The following is a 17847-nucleotide window of genomic DNA, read 5'->3' as shown; positions in this document are numbered from 1 at the left end:
TCAGGGTCTTAACTTTGTCGGTGAGCTCAAGATCATAATCTTGAAAATTCAAAAAAAGACATCATCACTCTTTCCAAAATGCAGCACTAGCTAGATCTGCATGAGCATAAAGGCAAACAAACAATCATAAGCCTGGAAGCGCTGGTTTACAGCTTGGATATCTCTTTACAGTTCGCTCAATAACCCATTGATAAATATCAACTCCATGCTCTTTTTCGATTTCCTCTGTAATCACCGAAATACTTATCTTGGTATTCTCAAGACTAAGATGCCCCCATCCAAACCAGGAGCAAGTTGCATCTATCCAACCAATATCTCGTCCTAGATTAATCATCTCAGCGTCTCTAGTCATCTCAGTTGGGTTTTCTTTATTCTCTTCGACTCGAAGCTCAGGCCTAGCATCCACAGGCAGAGCAGTGAAAATCAGTTGCAAGAACAACAGCGAACGCATCATCGCACAGAAGACCATCGTAGGCGCTCTGAGCATTCTAGCTTGACCACATCTGTGATAATCGATTAACAAAAATTGGGCTCAAGCAATCACAATAAGCGCTGGGCCAGATGCATGGAGCATGAGTGAAAGTTATTCCACAATTAACTTAGGGGTAAGCTCAACCCGAAAAGGCAAATCAGCATTCACCGCCTCAATCTCCTCAAGCATTAGAGGATTGACCTTACTCAGCCAGCCACGAATCAAAGCATCCATACGCGGTTCATACCAACGATGCAAGCTGGCATGGGGCTTCGCCACAAAACCCCTACGGCGCTTGTGTTGACCGCCTGCGCCAGGGTCAAAATTCTCTAAACCATGTTCCAGCGCCCAGGCAATCGGCGCGTAATAACAAACCTCGAAATGAAGGCAATCGATCTCCTCCTTGCTACCCCAATAACGCCCCCACAACATTTGTCCATCCTGTATACAAAGAGACATCGCTACAGGCTCTCTAGGACCATCACGATGAGCACTAAACAACACCACCTGATCTCTTAGAGACGAATCTGCCAAGGCCTCAAAAAACGCTTCAGAGAGATACTTGCTTCCCCAAGGTCCCCAACGAGCGCAATGCTGCTCATAAAAGCCATGCATGCACCTCAACAGCTGCACATCAAGTTCTGCGCCTGTCAACGCTGAAACCGTAAGCCCCGCCTGCTGGACGACCTTGCGTTCACGCTTGATATTGCGTCGCTGGTTGGCATTGAAGCTATTGAGATAGGCAGAGAAATCAGACTGCCCATCTGCTGACCAAAGGCTCTGCTGGTTCAACCAAGTGGCACAGCCAGCAGCTTCCGCCAAAGGCCGCCAATGCGGATCAACATAAAGAAAGTTACAGCTGAGAATCTGGTTGCGTCGCGCAAAAGCATCGATGGTTTCCAGCATCAAAACTGTCAACTCTGCCTCGTCCTCCCCTGGCGCCACATAGAAGCGATAGCCCTGCACAGGGCTCACAGGGCTCATCCCCAGCAGTTTTGGGTAATACCCCAAACCAAGATCACCTGCCAGGCGAGCAAAGGCCTGATCAAAAACAAATTCGCCATAGCTATGCCCCTTGAGATAAAGAGGGGCAACCGCTACAGGCGTGTCGTCTCGCCACAGGGCTAAGTGCAGTGGCTGCCAACCATATTTGGCGGAAATGCTGCTTGAGTCTTCAAGAGCAGCAAGCCACCGCCAGCGAAAGAAAGGAATCGCCTGCTCACCAACCAGGCTTTCCCAGTGATGCAATGGGATCTCGTGAATGGAGCGGTGCCAGCGGGCTGAGAGGTTGGCGATTTGAAGCGCGCCTTGAGCACAGACTCAAATGACCATAACCAGCAGCCAGAGAGAAAGGGTATGAGTATGTTCGGCATTCGTAACTATGGGGTTTTTACCTTTGCATAAATGGTGTAATCCCAATAGCTAAGCAGCATCGACGGCTACTACTGCAATGACACAGAGGACAACCACACCCCTGGAGAAGATTGCCGCCACTCCATCAACAGCAATATGGCGCAACAAAGTTAGAGTTTTTGAATCACAACTATGTGCAACAAAAAAGCCTTTCTGCTCAGAAAAGAACTGAGGAGGAGATGCAAGCAGCGATGCTAATTGAAGCCAAGAAAAGTTTTCCGTAAAAATGACGTCCACCATCTAAATCTCACCTAACCAGACAAGCTTGGTAAATTTGGCAATCCTGACTGAAGCCTGCTGAAGGCTTATCACAGGCAAAATCAAATCAAATGCAATGACTGATTGACTCAAATAAACTCAATTACATCAGCAGCCAGGACCTCATCCTTATCCACATCGAGCAGTGTGGTGTGAATACCATCTGCTGTGAGCAATAAATCATCTCCGACCTGCTTAAAGGAAAGCTCCATTCCATTACCAACAGAAATGCCATCGTTTCAAGCGAGTGAGAAGCTGTCAATCACATCATTAGCACTAGTAAGTTTATAGGTATCAGCTCCTCGATCACCTTTAATGGTGTCATCTACATAGCCACAATCAAGGCGATGAGCATCAGTGTCTAGCATTCTTAGTTCACTCAATCTATAAGCAGGAACACCAAAGAATGATTTCATGTAGAGCTCAATCAACTAGGCCAGTCCGCACGGGAACCTTCAACGCGATTGCGGTCGTAACGCAGCAGTAGTTCATTGTCAGTTAAGGGCTCAACGGTTTGCAAATGCCAAGCTTCAGCATCGCCAAGATCATCTGGCAAACCAACGCCTTCAAAGGGAACCCATGCATGCATGCCACCAAGCAATTTTGGGGTGAGGGTGAGTTGCAACTCATCGACAACATCAGCCTGCAATAGCGATGCGGCCAGCTGAGCCCCACCCAACAAAACAAGTCGAGACAATCCAAACTCAGCCAAACGATTGAGCGCCTGAGGCCAATCTTGCTCAAACAAGACCTGACGCTCGTAACCAACAGGAAGAAAAGGATCTTTTGATCCCTTTGCTGAATGCAAATGGGGGCTCAACAGCCAACGCTCAATCGGCTGTTGAAAGAAAGGCACCTCTGCTGCATACCACTGCTGACGACTAACAACCACCGCCGTGGGCTGCGCACTATGCCCGGCAGACTTGCGCTGGTTCAGTAAGTCCTGATCACGAATCAAACATGTGCTGCGATGAGCACGCAACGTTCCCGCACCGAGCAAGGCCCCATCAGCCCAAGCCAAAGCCTCTTCTAAAACCCGTCGATCACCAACTCCACCTAATTGGGCCGGCCCACCAATCGCAGGTGCCAACCGGCCATCCAAGCTGATTGCTAGGACAAGACGAAGCCAAAACTGCTTTTGCAAATGCTTGGCTAGTGAGCCGCGATAGCATGCAATACCTCAGGGATGGCTTCAAGCCTTGGGGTTTCCGCATAGACCTCAGCTGCATTATTAGGGCTTTCCTGCAACCGCACCTTGTGGAGATGGGCTCCGATCGCTCGTATCGGTTTCGCTAAACAATCAGAAATGTACAAGGCAATATTCTCTGCCGTTGGTACACAGTTGGCGAAATGGGGAATATCTTTATTTAAGAAGGTGTGGTCAAAAGGTTCCACAACAATGTCATTCACAAGGCTTTGCAAAGCACCTAGATCACAGACCATGCCTGTTCGGGGATCAATTTCTCCGCGGACGGTGACATCCACAAAATAATTATGACCATGCCCATGAGGCCGCGCGCATTTGCCATAAATACGTTCATTTTCCTCCTGACTCAGTTCAACCCTGGCAAGCCGATGGGCAGCCGCAAAATGGGTACGGATCGTTAGATAGGCGTCCATGGCATCTCCGTGATAATCAGCCCAGAGGTTTTCTTGTTCGTAAAGCCGAATGGCCACGATTGGCAGATGAGCAATTAAACGAGTCCAGATAATTCTTAGCAGAGCCTCCGTGGTCGGTAGGCAGCCCTCTGGCCTGGAAAGATCAAATTCCGGCCAAACATCGTTAAGAAAGCGAAAGTCAAGCTGATCGGTCACCTCAGAACGGATGGCGTGTTTCACCTCAGAGAGGTTCAACACCATGCCATCGACATTAAGCCCGCCAGCCATGGCGACGATCAACTCATAATTGTGACCATGCCCAGCAGGTAAAGCACAGAGTCCAAAACGAGCTGCATTGTCATCGCTTGACAGTTCCGGTAAGTAATAGCGATGGCTAGCACTGAAACTAGCTTTGCGAGTAATCACACAGCCGCGACCATGACCATGGCGTTCCAAATCGGGGACGTCAGTCATCGCTCTCTCATACTAGAAGTCATCCTAGAGATCTATAGACATTTGCGAACCAATGGACGAAAGCCCAGCCCCTCATCCTCTCAAGCAAAGACTTGGCGGTCGCAACCTCTATTTGGTGGGAATGATGGCCAGTGGCAAGAGCAGCACAGGCAGGCCTTTGGCCGAACAACTCAGCTATGGGTTTGTGGATACAGATGCCGTCATCGAACAACTTGCTGGCCAACCAATACCCAAGATCTTTAACGAAGAAGGAGAAGAAGGATTTCGCGCACTGGAGTATCAAGTACTCAATGCCATTGGCCAACGCCATTCACTTGTTGTTGCTACTGGCGGGGGGATGGTGAGTAAGCCAGAAAACTGGGGGGTGTTGCATCAGGGCATCGTGATCTGGCTAAACCCTGGCCGAGAAGAGCTACTCAGACGTTTACATGCCGATAGCGGCAATAGGCCATTACTACAAACAGAAAATCCAGAGGCAGCCTTCGACTGTTTATTTGCCGAACGCCTACCGCTTTATGCCGAAGCAGACTTGCATGTGGAAGTGGGAGTAGAGGAACCAGAGGGGATTGCGCTAAAGATTATTGAGTTCCTGCCCCAGCTATTATCGCCCCCTGTACAAATGAATGGTTAAAGCAACTATTTTGTCGGTACTGAAAGAATAGACTATTTAAGTCAGTAGGGCTGGACTGGTAGACAATACCAATCAAAACAGACGATCAATCCTTACTTGACGATAAACTAAAATCCTAAAGGGCTTGAAGACAGTATATTTCAAGCATCTTATAGGGATTCATTTTGCTAACACATGCAAGACAGTTGACCAGGTAGACATTACTATCTTTTCTAGTTGCCAAAAACAACGGTAAAAACAAGCAAAATAATGAAATCCAATTACAGCAGAATAGGCCAGAGTGAAAGACTCAAGAATTGCTACCAGAAAGAATCATCAAGAAGATAGACGACTATTTTCGAAGGCAAGGTAGACATATCAATCTATAGATTGCGTATTCAGCTTTAATGAACCTCAGGCTGAGCAGGCTGCAAACTGCAAATAAGCCTCCTGTCTCAAGGTAAATGCAAAAGGTGCAATAAATGCCACCAAACCAGAGGCCGTCAACAATACAAGCAGCAGAAGTAATGGAAATATCAACCTGACAGATTTAGCGGACCACTGCAAGTGATTGATCAGAGGTTATGGCTCATCAAGACGTGATAGATAACAAATAGCATTTTCTAAATGATAAGAGGCGGCTAGAAGAAGTGCGATCTCTAAACAGAGGTAATTCTACGACAAATTGAGCCGGCTGGATTGAAATATAAACTGTATTGCAGCGAAGATTATCTACTACACAAACAAGCCAAGAAGGCCAGCAGAAGCTTTATCCAATTTCAAAGAAATTTCATTCAGGCAAGAAAGTAGCAACCTGGAGGACAGCACATCAGCAACCGGGCTGACAGGGCGCGTCCCTGCAACCCGCCTCCATTCCGGCAACCTCTAAGTATAATTACCTAGAGATTTACCTGAATGACTGGGCCTCCAAGAAAACAACGTGGCAAGGGTTGCAGCCGAGCTAGAACAAGACAAGCGGTGGGTCACAGGAAAGGTAGCTTACTAAGCAGGAGAAATGGTCGAATAATAAATGGGAATATTTTATCAAGGAGAATACCACTGAACTACGCATCCTCCTAAAGGCTAGCGCTAAAATGAAAAGACTAAACATAAATGACATTCGTTAGCCTAAACTACATTAGCTGGCTCAGCACTAATGCAGTCTAGGGTCAACTTAGAGCACTAAAAGGTATTTAAATAAATAATGCAAGGGTATTGGCAAAATTCAACTAAATATGTATAGCAAATAAGGAAGCAATTGAGATTATCTATGCTGAGATTCTTTCAAGATGGAACATATAGGGATAGACGAATCAAGAAGCGCAATTTAGAATCGTAACTAGCAGCGCCAAATGAGGAGTTTAATAAGCAAGCCCAAGGGACTAAAGTCTGGTAATTCTCAGATCTCTCATCCAGCAAATAAACTCTTGAGGTCGACGAGCGATGACCTGGGAAAGTAGTTCAAAAATACTCAATTTGAACGACTCGTTCAAATGCGCTAGGGTGCGGAAAGCGGGGTACCTCAATGACTGATTCAGCGATCGACCTCAAAGTCATCTCGCCAGATAGGCACAGTGCCGGTTCCGAGTCAATCGTCCTTCCTGAGGCGCTTACGGAAGGCTTGAATGACGTTCAGATAGGAATCATGAAAGATACGGTTCATGCTGTCAATCTCAATTCACGGATTGCAGCAGAGCTAGTTCGAAGCACTGCTGCTGAGCTCCATCGGCTTAAATGTGTTCTTAAGAAGCAACAGCAATGGACAAGGTTCAGAGAATCTGGCGTCATTCCAATGACTGCAGGCCAGATTAGAGACCTAACCTCGGCATGGGAGTCATGGCTCAAGAATACCGATGTGACCGACCAAGAGTTGGTTGGCACTAGCATGAGAACGCTAGCAGCAATTGGGAAAGCTGATCCTGGAACTCGAAAAGATGCATTAGGTAAAATGAAACGAGGAGAAAAGGTTACAGAGAAAGATGTCAGCGATAAAGCCATTGAGGAGTTAGTTAAAGGTAATAAGGAGTGGGAAATAACCACATCAATGAAAAGGACGGACCTAATGAAAGTATGTAAAGCTCTAAGAGATGAGAATCAAAAGCTAAAAGTTAAGATCAAAGAATTGCAAACCGTTGTAATTTAAGAAAAACATGATGCCAAATACTCCTACGATTCAAGCTGCTCTTCACGAGCTAAACAAACAGATGAACGATAATTGCTTAAAGGATATTATAATAAATGGAAACATTGGACTATTGAGAGATGACAATCCAATGGAATATACAGAGAAGGAATGGAATGCAATCATGGACTATTTGAAGGAAAATATCAATATTGAGATTATCGCTCGGGTCAATTAGTAAGAACAACATGTGATTATTTTAATTTTTTTTAGATATATCCTAAGAGATTTAATTAATGGCGTAAAGATGTTATGCATTTAAACCATATCAGGGTAGATTAGCTAAAATCGAGCAGGCCAATAAGGAATATAGAGGCATATACGATGCACTATATTCCAATATGGGCATATTTTAACTTATTAAATCAAATTAAAAGGTGATATTAGATAAATAGTAATTTTTTATGAAATATATTCTTTCATTCTGTTTTTTCATCTTGAATAGTCGCACTAAGCATCTAATAGTTGCTGCATTAGCCAAAGCATAGAGGGTTTATATAACTAAATCCTTAGAAGAATTTATTATAGTTATTTCAAAACATAAGATTAATATTAGAGCAACAACACTAGCGAAGATTAGGGTAAATATATTAATTTCTTGCTATGAATATAGATAAATATATTTGAATGAGCAGGTAATTTATAATTTTCAATGGAATCAAAAAACGAATTCATTATAGATAAAATAATAGAAATATAGCAATAGAAATTGTGAAAAGATATCGATTCTATCAACATTTCACCTGGCTGATGGTACTATCCTAAATATATATGAGACCTGATAAATAAGGTTATAATTCTGATAAAAGCTAGACATCATGCTACCACTGCCAATCCTTTTTGATCTGCCTCCTATATATTTTCAATATCTATTGGCAGCATCAATTATAGCATTAGGGATACTGGTTTCGAGTATATTATATGTGAAGACTAAAGATAGATTATGAGCAGTAATCTGCAAAGAGATCGATCTTTCATAATTAGTTTGCATTGTGAATATAGATAAAAGACCATGTATTGATGTACAGAATAAGTTGACCACAAAGTGAATTAGTTTACTTCAATGAAACTATTTATACAGATATCAAAGCTTTAGGCCGTCTCTCTATATCTCTTATGAGCCTATGGGAATAATCGTCATAATTATGATGGTTAATCTATATTGAATGCTCTCTAATTTACATAAAACTTGAAAAGTATATATTGCACTTATATGGAATACCAAGCAAAAAATTAATCGCTATTAGTTTTGATATTACTAATTATTCAACATCAGGAAATACGTGAACATTTATTTCGTTTAAAAGCCTGCGATCGACATTATATCCGAATAAATTAATATGATAAATTTAATAGCGATGATATGCGAACCGATCTCTATAGGAATAGATCAATCCCTCCATACTCATCATCTAACATCTAACTTCAACAGCTAATGGCCTTAACAAAGGATGGTATCCTATCAAGTTGCACGATCCCTACCAACTGTGTGCTTATCGAATGGAAGTTTGACAATGTAAAGAAATCATACGACAAGCTTATTGACATTGCAGAATCCCTGCCAAGGGTGGAAGTAGTAGAAAGAACAGAAAGTTATTGGCATGGTGTTGTAAGAAGCCTAATCTTTAGGTTTCCAGATGATCTTGAGATCCTTAAAATACCAAATAAAGGAATTATTCAAGTAAGATCTGCTTCTAGACTAGGAATTGGAGATCTAGGTGTTAATAGAAACAGAATTAAAAAACTCTACTTGCAATTATAAATGGATAAAGACTTAAGATCCAACTCCAATTGCCACTTACACAAAAAACTAGATTATAAACGCTATATATAATTATAATAAGCCTCTAGTAGTTTGTCCGCAATAGTTATCACATGCTAATGCCATTATTAGGGCCTGACGATGGCATTATAGCCCTTTTAGGAAGAATCCAACATTCTTCTGTTTATCGATAAGAAAACTTATTCATGCGAAGCAGCTCTTTACACTAAGTTTAAAGATTCACTAGAGTCTCGTTCTGAATTTACCAAATTACTTGACCATTTCTTTTCTCACACTCCTTCATCGATAATCCTGAAACAGAGCGTTGTGCATCTTTAAGTGCTTTACATCTCTACGGCATTCTGAAAAAGTCCATTCACGGGTAGTATCTTTTCGATCTTGACTGAACAACTCCTTGCACATTTGATCTGAAGACTGCTCAATATCTGAGTTGGGTGCTTCTGGATTAGCGATAGGTGTAATTCAACTTTTTATAGCCTATTAAGCTATAAAATTCAGGAGAAGGACTATATCTTATCAACTTAGCTATATAAATTGTAGAAATAACTGATTTATAATCAAATCGCTTCTATGCCAATTTTCTACATTGGATTAGCAAAACACACTTTAATATTGGCAGCACAGGCATTATCGGACATCAGCACAATGTAATCAATATAGAAATCACTTGCTACATATATTCTTCAAGTACTCGTCAAGATACCCAGAAAACATGCTGACTGGCGGCTTATAAAAAAGAATTTCTAATTGTAAAATAAAGCTAGAAATTACAATGCTGATTAACTTCAATATGAAATCATTATTCAAGGCATTTTGAATAGCACTGTAGAGATATATCTTTTTTTTATTTCAGCTTGCAAGTGAATCCTTCACCCACTCAGTGTATGCTATGCGCAGATCATCTGTCGTTATCGAAAAGCCAGCTGCCTTAGCGATATAAACTAGGTCAGCATTTTCTTTCTTAACTTGGTCTTGCAGAGTTTTATCTTGTTTGACTTTAGTCACGAATGCTTTCAGTTGCTCATAAGACATTGAATCTGTGCAGATTTAAATAAACTAGCAGCTCGGCAAGTATAAAGATACATTCTTAATTAATCAAGATGATCAGTGAATATTTATTAAAACCTAGATTTAGCGAGCATATTTTTGTTTCACAGGTTTAGTACTTTTGTTCCAGTCAAAAGCCTCCTCTTGCTATTGCCTTGCTCTTTTTTAAAATCCTTCAATCTCATACCCATGGCTACAGCTTGTTACTTTGAAGAAAATTCTGCCTCTATCAGAATTTGCAATATAGATCGATTCTCACCAGCTTTTGAAAGTACGCTCGTAAAAATTCAAATAATTATACTCATTTAGGCGTCAGATTCTATATATTTGCCATCTTATTCTCTTAATTTCGAGATTTTAAGAGCTAGTTATTCTATGGGTTACAGGTTTATAGTTGCTCTAATGATAATCTGGCCATCTTTACTATAAAGCTTTAAGGAATAGTAGAAATTATTCAAAACCTTTTTGCATGAGTAGATTGTACTATTGAATGGCATGCAACCCTTGACTAAGACATAGAATAGATAAGAACAAGCATACCTACGATGTTCTCAGATTTTTTTAGTCAGACAAATCTTATGACAATGGCTTGTAATGCACTTTTAACACTCATCATAGGATTTATGATCATCACAGGTCAGCAAAAAGCCCACTAAGTATTAAAAAACAAAATTTACAAACAGTTTATTGATCAGTATATTCGACTAAACTAATCAAATAAATGCACACATGGCTAGATTTCTAAATTATTAAATTGAGAGTTGATCGATAATCTCAGCTACAAGCAGAATGATGACAAATTCTATTAAGATTTACAGAAAAATAACGTGTTTCATTTGAACCAGACGTAATTATACCAAGATAAGTTATGACTCTTGAATAACAGAACGCCTCAAGATCTCGAATAATAAAACTAAAAAACTCAGCATGTAGTCATACGGTTGCCATAGATCATAATTGGTGCTTTGTATGTCTCAATCACTGGTAAATTTAGCAAGATTTACACTTTTATCCTAAAAGCCAAACCCTAAATTAGTTTTTGAAGGAGAATTTTTAGAAATAAGTGGTGGCTTTACTGATTCAGGAAAGCATAAAACTGCTTGTGCCCCTGCCAAGCAACCGATCAAAAAGATGCTAAAAACCTGTAAAAGCTTCATAGCTTAAGGATTGAGCTTACCAATAATAAGCACTATCCAATGCATTGCCAATATCATCATGCAAAAATGTCTAAATCCAATTATTACCAGGATTGGATACCCGAGTCTATCCCTTTAGATTGCCCTAAACTACATATTCTTCATCTCAGAATTGATCTTGAATCAGCTTAATATCCCATATTTCTAATGATCCCAGCTCCCAAATTGACTAGATCTCTTATCTTCGGTATTTATCTAGCAATTAAGATTGTTTAGGGCTGATTATATACCACCTATAACAAAATCCTAGCCAATTAAGTAAAAATATTAAAGAGATTTAAGCCTTTTGTAGATGTCCTAGAACAATGATGAATGATTAATTTGACAAAAGCATAATCCAAGCAATCAATTCGCTAGCCCAGACAACAGCCTTAGTATAACTAATAGGTATAAATACTTGCCGATAGAGCTATCTTGCTGCCATGCTCTAGGCATCGGCACCCCTCTTCTAGGGTTTTGCACAAGTCATTTCGTGGCTGAGACTATAGCGATAAAAGCAACTTACTGAAAGGCAGGATGTCATCAGCAGTCAATTAAGCATCGTCAAATTAAAAAATCAGGCCCGGTAAGGACACATAGCGCTTCGCCAACATTGAGAACAGTCACAAGAGTTAGTGAATGAATTGGCAACGAAAAGACAAGTCTCACATTGATTCCTGAAGCGGGAATCAATACACCAGTTGTGTTGACCAAAAAATTCTCAATGACGGTAAAATTACTGCTCTATAGTTTTTGCAAGAGGCAAATCTAAAGGCCCAAGCATGCAAAATGTATAGCCCCCAGCGAGAAGCGAGACAGTCTTAAAGCAGATCGCTATTCCCTTTTCAAGGTTGCCAATATGAATAGCTTTAACGCGCATATAGCGCGCCATCTATTCATGCTTGCCTATAAAAGCTCAACCTTACAAAGGCAAATATTCTAGAATTCTAATTATTTTTTTCATTGCATCATGACCAAATGGATTCTCTATGCAAATATCACATAAGAGTCAAGCAAGTGATGGTTTAATTGTTTCACCCTTCTAAGCTGACAACTCAGCTTTCCCTTTACTTTGTAGAGATTTTTCAAGACCTTCGAGATCCTCATCCGTGATTTTGGCCTGCATTGGACAATGCTTTGAACCACACATTGAACAAAGCTCAGCTTGCTTGTAAATGTCAGCTGGCAAAGTTTCATCGTGATACTGCTTGGCTCGCTCTGGATCAAGTGAAAGCTCAAACTGTTTGTTCCAATCAAAGTTGTACCTTGCTCGGCCTAATTTATCATCGCGATCTCGAGCACCCGGCCGGTGACGAGCAATGTCAGCGGCATGCGCTGCAATTTTGTAGGCAATCAAGCCCTCACGAACATCCTCAGGGTGCGGTAAACCCAAATGCTCCTTAGGAGTCACGTAGCAGTAAATCGCGAAGGAATTCCAGCAGTCCATCTTCAAGGCCAAAACCACCACAAGGGGTCAGAGATCCCTAGATAACTACCAATTGAACAATCTAATCGATTATCACTCTTTAAGGTTAACAAGAAAATGTTTGTGGCCAACACCCTTAATACTTCAAGAGGGAAGCAAAACAACTAGAGCTTGAAGCAAAGTTCACAAGCAAATCAATCTCCGACAAAGCCAGCCAGCCTTCCACCAAACATATAAATCAATCATTGTGATTTCTTTTGAACGAAACCCTTGCGCCTAAATAATTTGCAACGGAGACAATGCCAGTAGCCATTATTAGCACTAAAATCGTTTAAAGGTACAATGAGACTGGAGAAAATCAATAGGTTGACAATCAAGCCGAACAACTGCGTGGACGCATTCGGACGAAGGAACTAAACGAATAGCAAGAGGCAAATGTAATCTTGGCATTATAAGCATAGGTAACAATAAGACCTGTAATCAAGCCTAGCAGTTTATTAAAACTAGGCGAAATATACAAGCTTAAGAGATAAAAAATCCACCCAGCAAAGAAGTATATGAATGCATCAAAAAAGAAGGCAACTGCCCCAATCAAGTAAAAATTAGAAACAGTCTTAATGGACAAACTTAATTGCGAATCGACCTAATTGTAGATATTTTGGCGGCAGTCAAATAACAAGTCAAAGCCACAGACCACGAAAAACAGCCTAAATAGATAATAATATTTTCTATTTTAGTAGAGGGTGATTCATTAATGAATGCGGAGATAGAGGAAATAAAGATTGCCAAACCCACTAAAAATGCAAAACCGGAAACCTGATAAATAGTGTCGACACCTTGTTCCCCCCGAAAAGGGTATTTTTGCAACCAAGAAGCAAATAAACTTGGCTTTCCATAGGTTTCAGCAAATATCGTACGAGTTGTTAAGTAATCAGAAAAAACGAAAAGGCCACTAAAAAGTAAAAACAGAGATATTACTAATGTATTAGGGCCGCTTGCGCGAGTAAAATTAAAAGCAAAACTCAGAAGCGACAATCCTGAAAAACAAAAAAGCAAAAAAGCAAAAAACAAAAAAGAATACTTAGGACTAAACGACAGCATAAACTTTAAGTGCCTCCAACCATCACGCCATGTTCGCAAGTGTGGAGTTCTTTCAGGATGATCAAGACTTAGGGATGTAGGGACCTCTACTAGTTTTAAGTCACGCAAGGAAGCCTTAATTACCATTTCAGATGCAAACTCCATACCATTAGACTTAAGGCCTAATAACTTTATAGATTCACTCTTGAAAGCCCTCAAGCCACAATGAAAATCACCAATAGGAATTCCAAAAAAAAGACTACCAATTCCGCTTAAAATTGGATTCCCAAACCAACGGTGCAAAATAGGCATCGCGCCAGGTTGAATAAATCCCTTAAATCGGTTGCCCATAACCAGATCAGCACCCACAAATAATTGGTCTAAAAATAAAGGTGCATCCTTAAAGTTATATGTTCCGTCAGCATCACCCATGATGATGAAATCACCTTCAGCTGCCTCTAAACCCGCCTTCAAAGCAGCTCCATATCCTTTTTCGTCTACATTTATTAGCTTGGCACCGTTAGCCAAAGCAATTTCTTGTGATCCATCGGAACTCCCATTATCAGCAACAATAACTTCGTATGACATTTGAGCAAGCTTTCCACCTTCATGACAGTCATCCAAAACTCCTTGCAAGCACATTGATTCGTTAAGACATGGAATCACGAATGAGAGAAAAGTCTTTTTGTTGGTATTCATAAATTTAATTACCTGTCAGCGTAAGCAAAAATGAATTTAATTCTATGGAGCAATCTATCATAGTATCTCCAAATAAATAAAGACATCAAAGGAGAAACCATAGAAAGGTATTTCACAGATGGGAAACTAGTCACTTGCACGAGAACAATCACTATAAAATTAGCAAAAAGCAGTGTAAGTATAAAATTAAGGCCTGGGTCAAGCAAACAAGTAAGCAAGCTTGGCTTCCAAAAAGCAGTGGACAAAAGTACAACCAAAAAACAAACAAGCAGGCATTTCCGAAGAAGGGAACTTAGCTTATTAAAGCTTGCTATTCTTTGATTGAATTTATTTATTTGATCAGGGGTATTATCAGAAGATAAACGAACCCCCATCTTTCTGGCTTGTTCATGATTGTGGGTGACAGGTCCATAGTTAAAAGCATTGGGAGAGATCAACCAGGAGAAGTGAGTCAGAACTGAATCTGAAAAAGCTTTCAAAGGAGATTCACCTTTAGATACCCAACGCGATGGATATGGAAGGTATCCGACAGTAGAAGGCAAGCAATTTAAAAACTCAGAATTTGAAGTGCACACTTGCGCTAATTCTGCATTCAAATGTAAAACTTTCTCTTGAAAATCCAAAGGGTTTTTAATGTCAAAAGTTTCAAATATTGATTGCCTCAATGCCCACACAAACCATCCACCCGCATATTCTTCACACAATTCTTTGTTAATTGCACATCCATCTTTCTTCCATTCCTCTTTTAAATTGGCGAGAGTCCTGGCAAGTTGACTGGTTCCAGACAAAGATATAATTGTACTAATTACATCTTGCTTGATTGGAACAAAAGGCTTATATTCTCTGTCAACCAGTTTAACCGAAGAGAGGTCTTGATAAAAAGATTTAAAGTTTCCCTCCTCAAACTCATTAGAAATTGCAAGCCCATAGCTTGTATAATTTAAGCTTTTAACAGAAGCGACTGGAAGGTTAAACGACAGCAACAGTGCTAGCGCTATTGAAATTAATTTCATATAATTTCTCTTGACAATTAGATTGCATTTGTAGGCCTTGCATAAAAGCAATAAAGCATAAATTATAGAAGTAAAAACTACAACTATACGACCTTCTCTGGTTATGAGCAAAAGACCCAAGCAAAAATAAGTAAGCACCAATGAAGCACTAAATATTCCCCATTTCCGCAAGCTTAAAACTGGAGTCTTTGCACTTAGAGAAGAAAGAATATCCAATGCATAGATGCCAAATGTTAACGCAAGGAGTTCTATTGGTACGTAAGAAACTTGCCTAAGTAATCTCCAACCAGCATTCGTACCAATAAGAATAGGATCAAATAAAAGGCACAAAAATGCTAAAGATTTTAAGAATGTAGACAAGCTGCGAAGAGCAACTGAACAAAATAATGCGCTAGTAGCTGCATAAAAAATACGTAATCCAAGTAATGGAGGCACACCAAAGACCGAAGACAGCCAGATTTGAATCGAGTGATATGGACCCTTTATTAGTGTAAGAGCTCCATATTCATCACCCAGCCAATTACCTGAGGCTATGGATAATGCCTGACCTATAAATAAATCCCCATCATGCGGAGTTAAAGGGGCATCTGTAGGCATGCCATAAATTAGAGAAAAATATATCGTCATTAAAAATATTATGCTAATGATCCAGTCGCACCGATAAGAATGCACAAAATATCTAGAAAACATGCATTTTGAATATTGTCTAAATGATTATACACTAGATGCAATAGATTTCTGTGATATTACAACTAACTGCTATCATGCCAGGGAAATTTATACTTTATACTATGCCCCGTGATCTATTTTCGTGGGAACTAGACAGGTCTTATCTAGAAGATAATTCAACTTAAGAGAATTTTTCATGAGGCAGAAAAATGGACAACGCAGGGAAATAATTTCCAAAAGGTTCGTTGCAAATTAATTTAAAATCAAATGCTACATTATATCTGTATCAATTATTTGACATCCTCATTGCAGATTATCTGTAGCTGCTAGTCATTTGCAAAACATCATAAATCCTCATCAGTGGCATAAATATAAATTAAGCGCTTAAGCGTATCTGAAAGTCCATCCTGCCGGCAAAATATCAATCAACGATGACTTGCTATCAGATTTATAAAATACTCTAATTGACAAACTCAACACTATGGCATCGTCAAAAGAGTGAAGCAAATTGCTTTCACTCTTTTGACGATGCTCATTCAATCTTATCCATCTTCACCCCAGCCAATTCTGATCCAACTCTAACTTCCAGCGCCTTCTCCAGCCCTTCAAGATCCTCATCCGTAATTTTGGTCTGCATTGGACAATGCTTTGGACCACACATTGAACAAAACTCAGCTTGCTTGTAAATGTCAGCTGGCAAAGTTTCATCGTGATACTGCTTGGCTCGCTCTGGATCAAGTGAAAGCTCAAACTGTTTGTTCCAATCAAAGTTGTACCTTGCTCGGCTTAATTCATCATCGCGATCTCGAGCACCCGGCCGGTGACGAGCAATGTCAGCGGCATGCGCGGCAATTTTGTAGGCAATCAAGCCCTCACGAACATCCTCAGGGTTTGGCAGACCCAAATGCTCCTTCGGGGTCACATAACAAAGCATCGCTGTTCCATACCAGCCTGCCATCGCCGCACCGATGGCACTCGTGATGTGGTCATAACCCGGTGCGATGTCTGTCACCAAAGGGCCAAGCACATAAAAGGGTGCCTCATTGCACTCTTCCATCTGCTTGCGCACATTGAATTCGATCTGATCCATTGGTACATGACCAGGACCCTCGACCATCACCTGCACGTCATGTGCCCAAGCTCTCTTAGTCAATTCTCCAAGGGTCTTCAACTCGGCAAGTTGAGCTACATCAGAAGCATCGTGCTGACAACCAGGGCGGAGAGAATCGCCAAGTGAAAAACTGCAGTCGTAGCGCTTGAAGATCTCGCAGATGTCGTCAAAGCGGGTAAAAAGAGGGTTCTGTCTGTGGTGATAAAGCATCCACTGAGCAAGAATTCCACCCCCGCGACTGACGATGCCTGTCAGGCGTCCCTTTACCAACGGAAGGTGCTCAATCAACAAACCGGCGTGAATGGTTTGATAATCGACACCCTGCTGACAATGCTTCTCAATGATGTGTAGGAAGTCATCTTCGTCGAGCTTCTCAATCGAGCCATGCACGCTTTCCAACGCCTGATAGACAGGCACAGTGCCGATCGGCACTGGTGAAGCATTAATGATCGCCGTGCGCACCTCATCAAGATTGACCCCTCCAGTGGACAGATCCATCACGGTGTCTGCGCCATATTTAACTGCCAGCTCGAGCTTCTTGAGCTCTTCAGCTACATCACTGGCGTTAGGTGAGGCGCCAATGTTTGCATTCACCTTGCAGCTGGAGGCGATACCAATCGCCATCGGCTCTAAATTTGAATGATTGATGTTGGCAGGAATAATCATCCTGCCCCGGGCCACCTCCTCCATGACAAGCGATTCAGGCAAGTTTTCACGCTTGGCCACGTAGTCCATTTCTTGAGTGACAACGCCCTGTCGAGCGAAATGCAATTGCGAAACATTGGCCTGACCCTTACGGGCAGCCACCCAAGAGGCGCGCATGATCAAAAGGCGAA

14 protein-coding genes and 1 pseudogene are annotated in these 17847 nt (G+C 41.2%); 3 read left to right on the top strand and 12 right to left on the bottom strand.

Annotation, left to right across the window (positions count from 1 at the left end; genetic code table 11):
- Window positions 1-124: 124 nt before the first annotated feature.
- The 7 genes from SIB66_RS04605 to SIB66_RS04575 form a co-directional block, all read right to left on the bottom strand.
- Window positions 125-454 (bottom strand): penicillin amidase, encoded by a 330-nt coding sequence (locus tag SIB66_RS04605; protein WP_236070079.1) that lies wholly within the window; start codon window positions 452-454, stop codon window positions 125-127.
- A 129-nt stretch (window positions 455-583) separates the two neighbouring features.
- A complete protein-coding gene (locus SIB66_RS04600) occupies window positions 584-1720 on the bottom strand; it encodes a GNAT family N-acetyltransferase (protein WP_063405679.1) in 1137 nt (378 codons plus the stop codon).
- 174 nt (window positions 1721-1894) lie between these two features.
- On the bottom strand, window positions 1895-2125 hold the full coding sequence (locus tag SIB66_RS04595; protein ID WP_063405678.1) for a hypothetical protein: 231 nt from the start codon (window positions 2123-2125) through the stop codon (window positions 1895-1897).
- 107 nt (window positions 2126-2232) lie between these two features.
- Window positions 2233-2355: a hypothetical protein gene (locus SIB66_RS04590; protein ID WP_268873677.1), complete on the bottom strand. Its 123-nt coding sequence runs from the start codon at window positions 2353-2355 to the stop codon at window positions 2233-2235.
- A gap of 27 nt (window positions 2356-2382) precedes the next feature.
- The gene (locus tag SIB66_RS04585) at window positions 2383-2574 is read right to left on the bottom strand and encodes a hypothetical protein (RefSeq protein ID WP_063405677.1); all 192 of its coding nucleotides are present in this window, start codon (window positions 2572-2574) and stop codon (window positions 2383-2385) included.
- On the bottom strand, window positions 2571-3287 hold the full coding sequence (locus SIB66_RS04580; RefSeq protein ID WP_063405676.1) for a RibD family protein: 717 nt from the start codon (window positions 3285-3287) through the stop codon (window positions 2571-2573). Before SIB66_RS04580 ends, SIB66_RS04585 begins: the two co-directional genes overlap by 4 nt.
- Window positions 3288-3295: 8 nt before the next feature.
- On the bottom strand, window positions 3296-4216 hold the full coding sequence (locus SIB66_RS04575; RefSeq protein ID WP_063405675.1) for a 6-carboxytetrahydropterin synthase: 921 nt from the start codon (window positions 4214-4216) through the stop codon (window positions 3296-3298).
- A gap of 52 nt (window positions 4217-4268) precedes the next feature.
- On the opposite strand from SIB66_RS04575, the gene SIB66_RS04570 reads away from it, so the two are divergent.
- The 3 genes from SIB66_RS04570 (at window position 4269) to SIB66_RS04560 (ending at window position 8770) form a co-directional block, all read left to right on the top strand.
- A complete protein-coding gene (locus SIB66_RS04570; protein ID WP_063405674.1) occupies window positions 4269-4847 on the top strand; it encodes a shikimate kinase in 579 nt (192 codons plus the stop codon).
- A gap of 1504 nt (window positions 4848-6351) precedes the next feature.
- Complete coding sequence (locus tag SIB66_RS04565; protein WP_063421410.1) at window positions 6352-6969, top strand: hypothetical protein; 618 nt, start codon at window positions 6352-6354, stop codon at window positions 6967-6969.
- A gap of 1474 nt (window positions 6970-8443) precedes the next feature.
- Entirely contained in the window at window positions 8444-8770 is a 327-nt protein-coding gene (locus SIB66_RS04560) for a DUF1499 domain-containing protein (protein ID WP_063421408.1), read from the top strand.
- Between the two features lie 870 nt (window positions 8771-9640).
- Here the strand turns inward: SIB66_RS04560 and SIB66_RS04555 are convergent.
- The 5 genes and pseudogenes from SIB66_RS04555 to thiC form a co-directional block, all read right to left on the bottom strand.
- Window positions 9641-9823 (bottom strand): Nif11-like leader peptide family RiPP precursor, encoded by a 183-nt coding sequence (locus SIB66_RS04555; protein WP_063405670.1) that lies wholly within the window; start codon window positions 9821-9823, stop codon window positions 9641-9643.
- A gap of 2232 nt (window positions 9824-12055) precedes the next feature.
- Window positions 12056-12439 (bottom strand): annotated as a pseudogene (locus tag SIB66_RS04550) (phosphomethylpyrimidine synthase ThiC); the annotation flags it as partial.
- 627 nt (window positions 12440-13066) lie between these two features.
- A complete protein-coding gene (locus tag SIB66_RS04545) occupies window positions 13067-14185 on the bottom strand; it encodes a glycosyltransferase family 2 protein (RefSeq protein ID WP_236073636.1) in 1119 nt (372 codons plus the stop codon).
- A gap of 41 nt (window positions 14186-14226) precedes the next feature.
- The gene (locus SIB66_RS04540) at window positions 14227-15828 is read right to left on the bottom strand and encodes a hypothetical protein (protein WP_236070076.1); all 1602 of its coding nucleotides are present in this window, start codon (window positions 15826-15828) and stop codon (window positions 14227-14229) included.
- Between the two features lie 604 nt (window positions 15829-16432).
- Window positions 16433-17833 (bottom strand): phosphomethylpyrimidine synthase ThiC, encoded by a 1401-nt coding sequence (gene thiC / locus SIB66_RS04535; protein WP_063405666.1) that lies wholly within the window; start codon window positions 17831-17833, stop codon window positions 16433-16435.
- Window positions 17834-17847: the final 14 nt, after the last annotated feature.

The sequence above is a fragment of the Prochlorococcus sp. MIT 1318 genome (assembly GCF_047304505.1).
Classification (GTDB): domain Bacteria; phylum Cyanobacteriota; class Cyanobacteriia; order PCC-6307; family Cyanobiaceae; genus Prochlorococcus; species Prochlorococcus marinus_D.
Note: the sequence above shows the minus strand (reverse complement) of the source record. Positions and strands in the feature narration are given on the sequence as shown.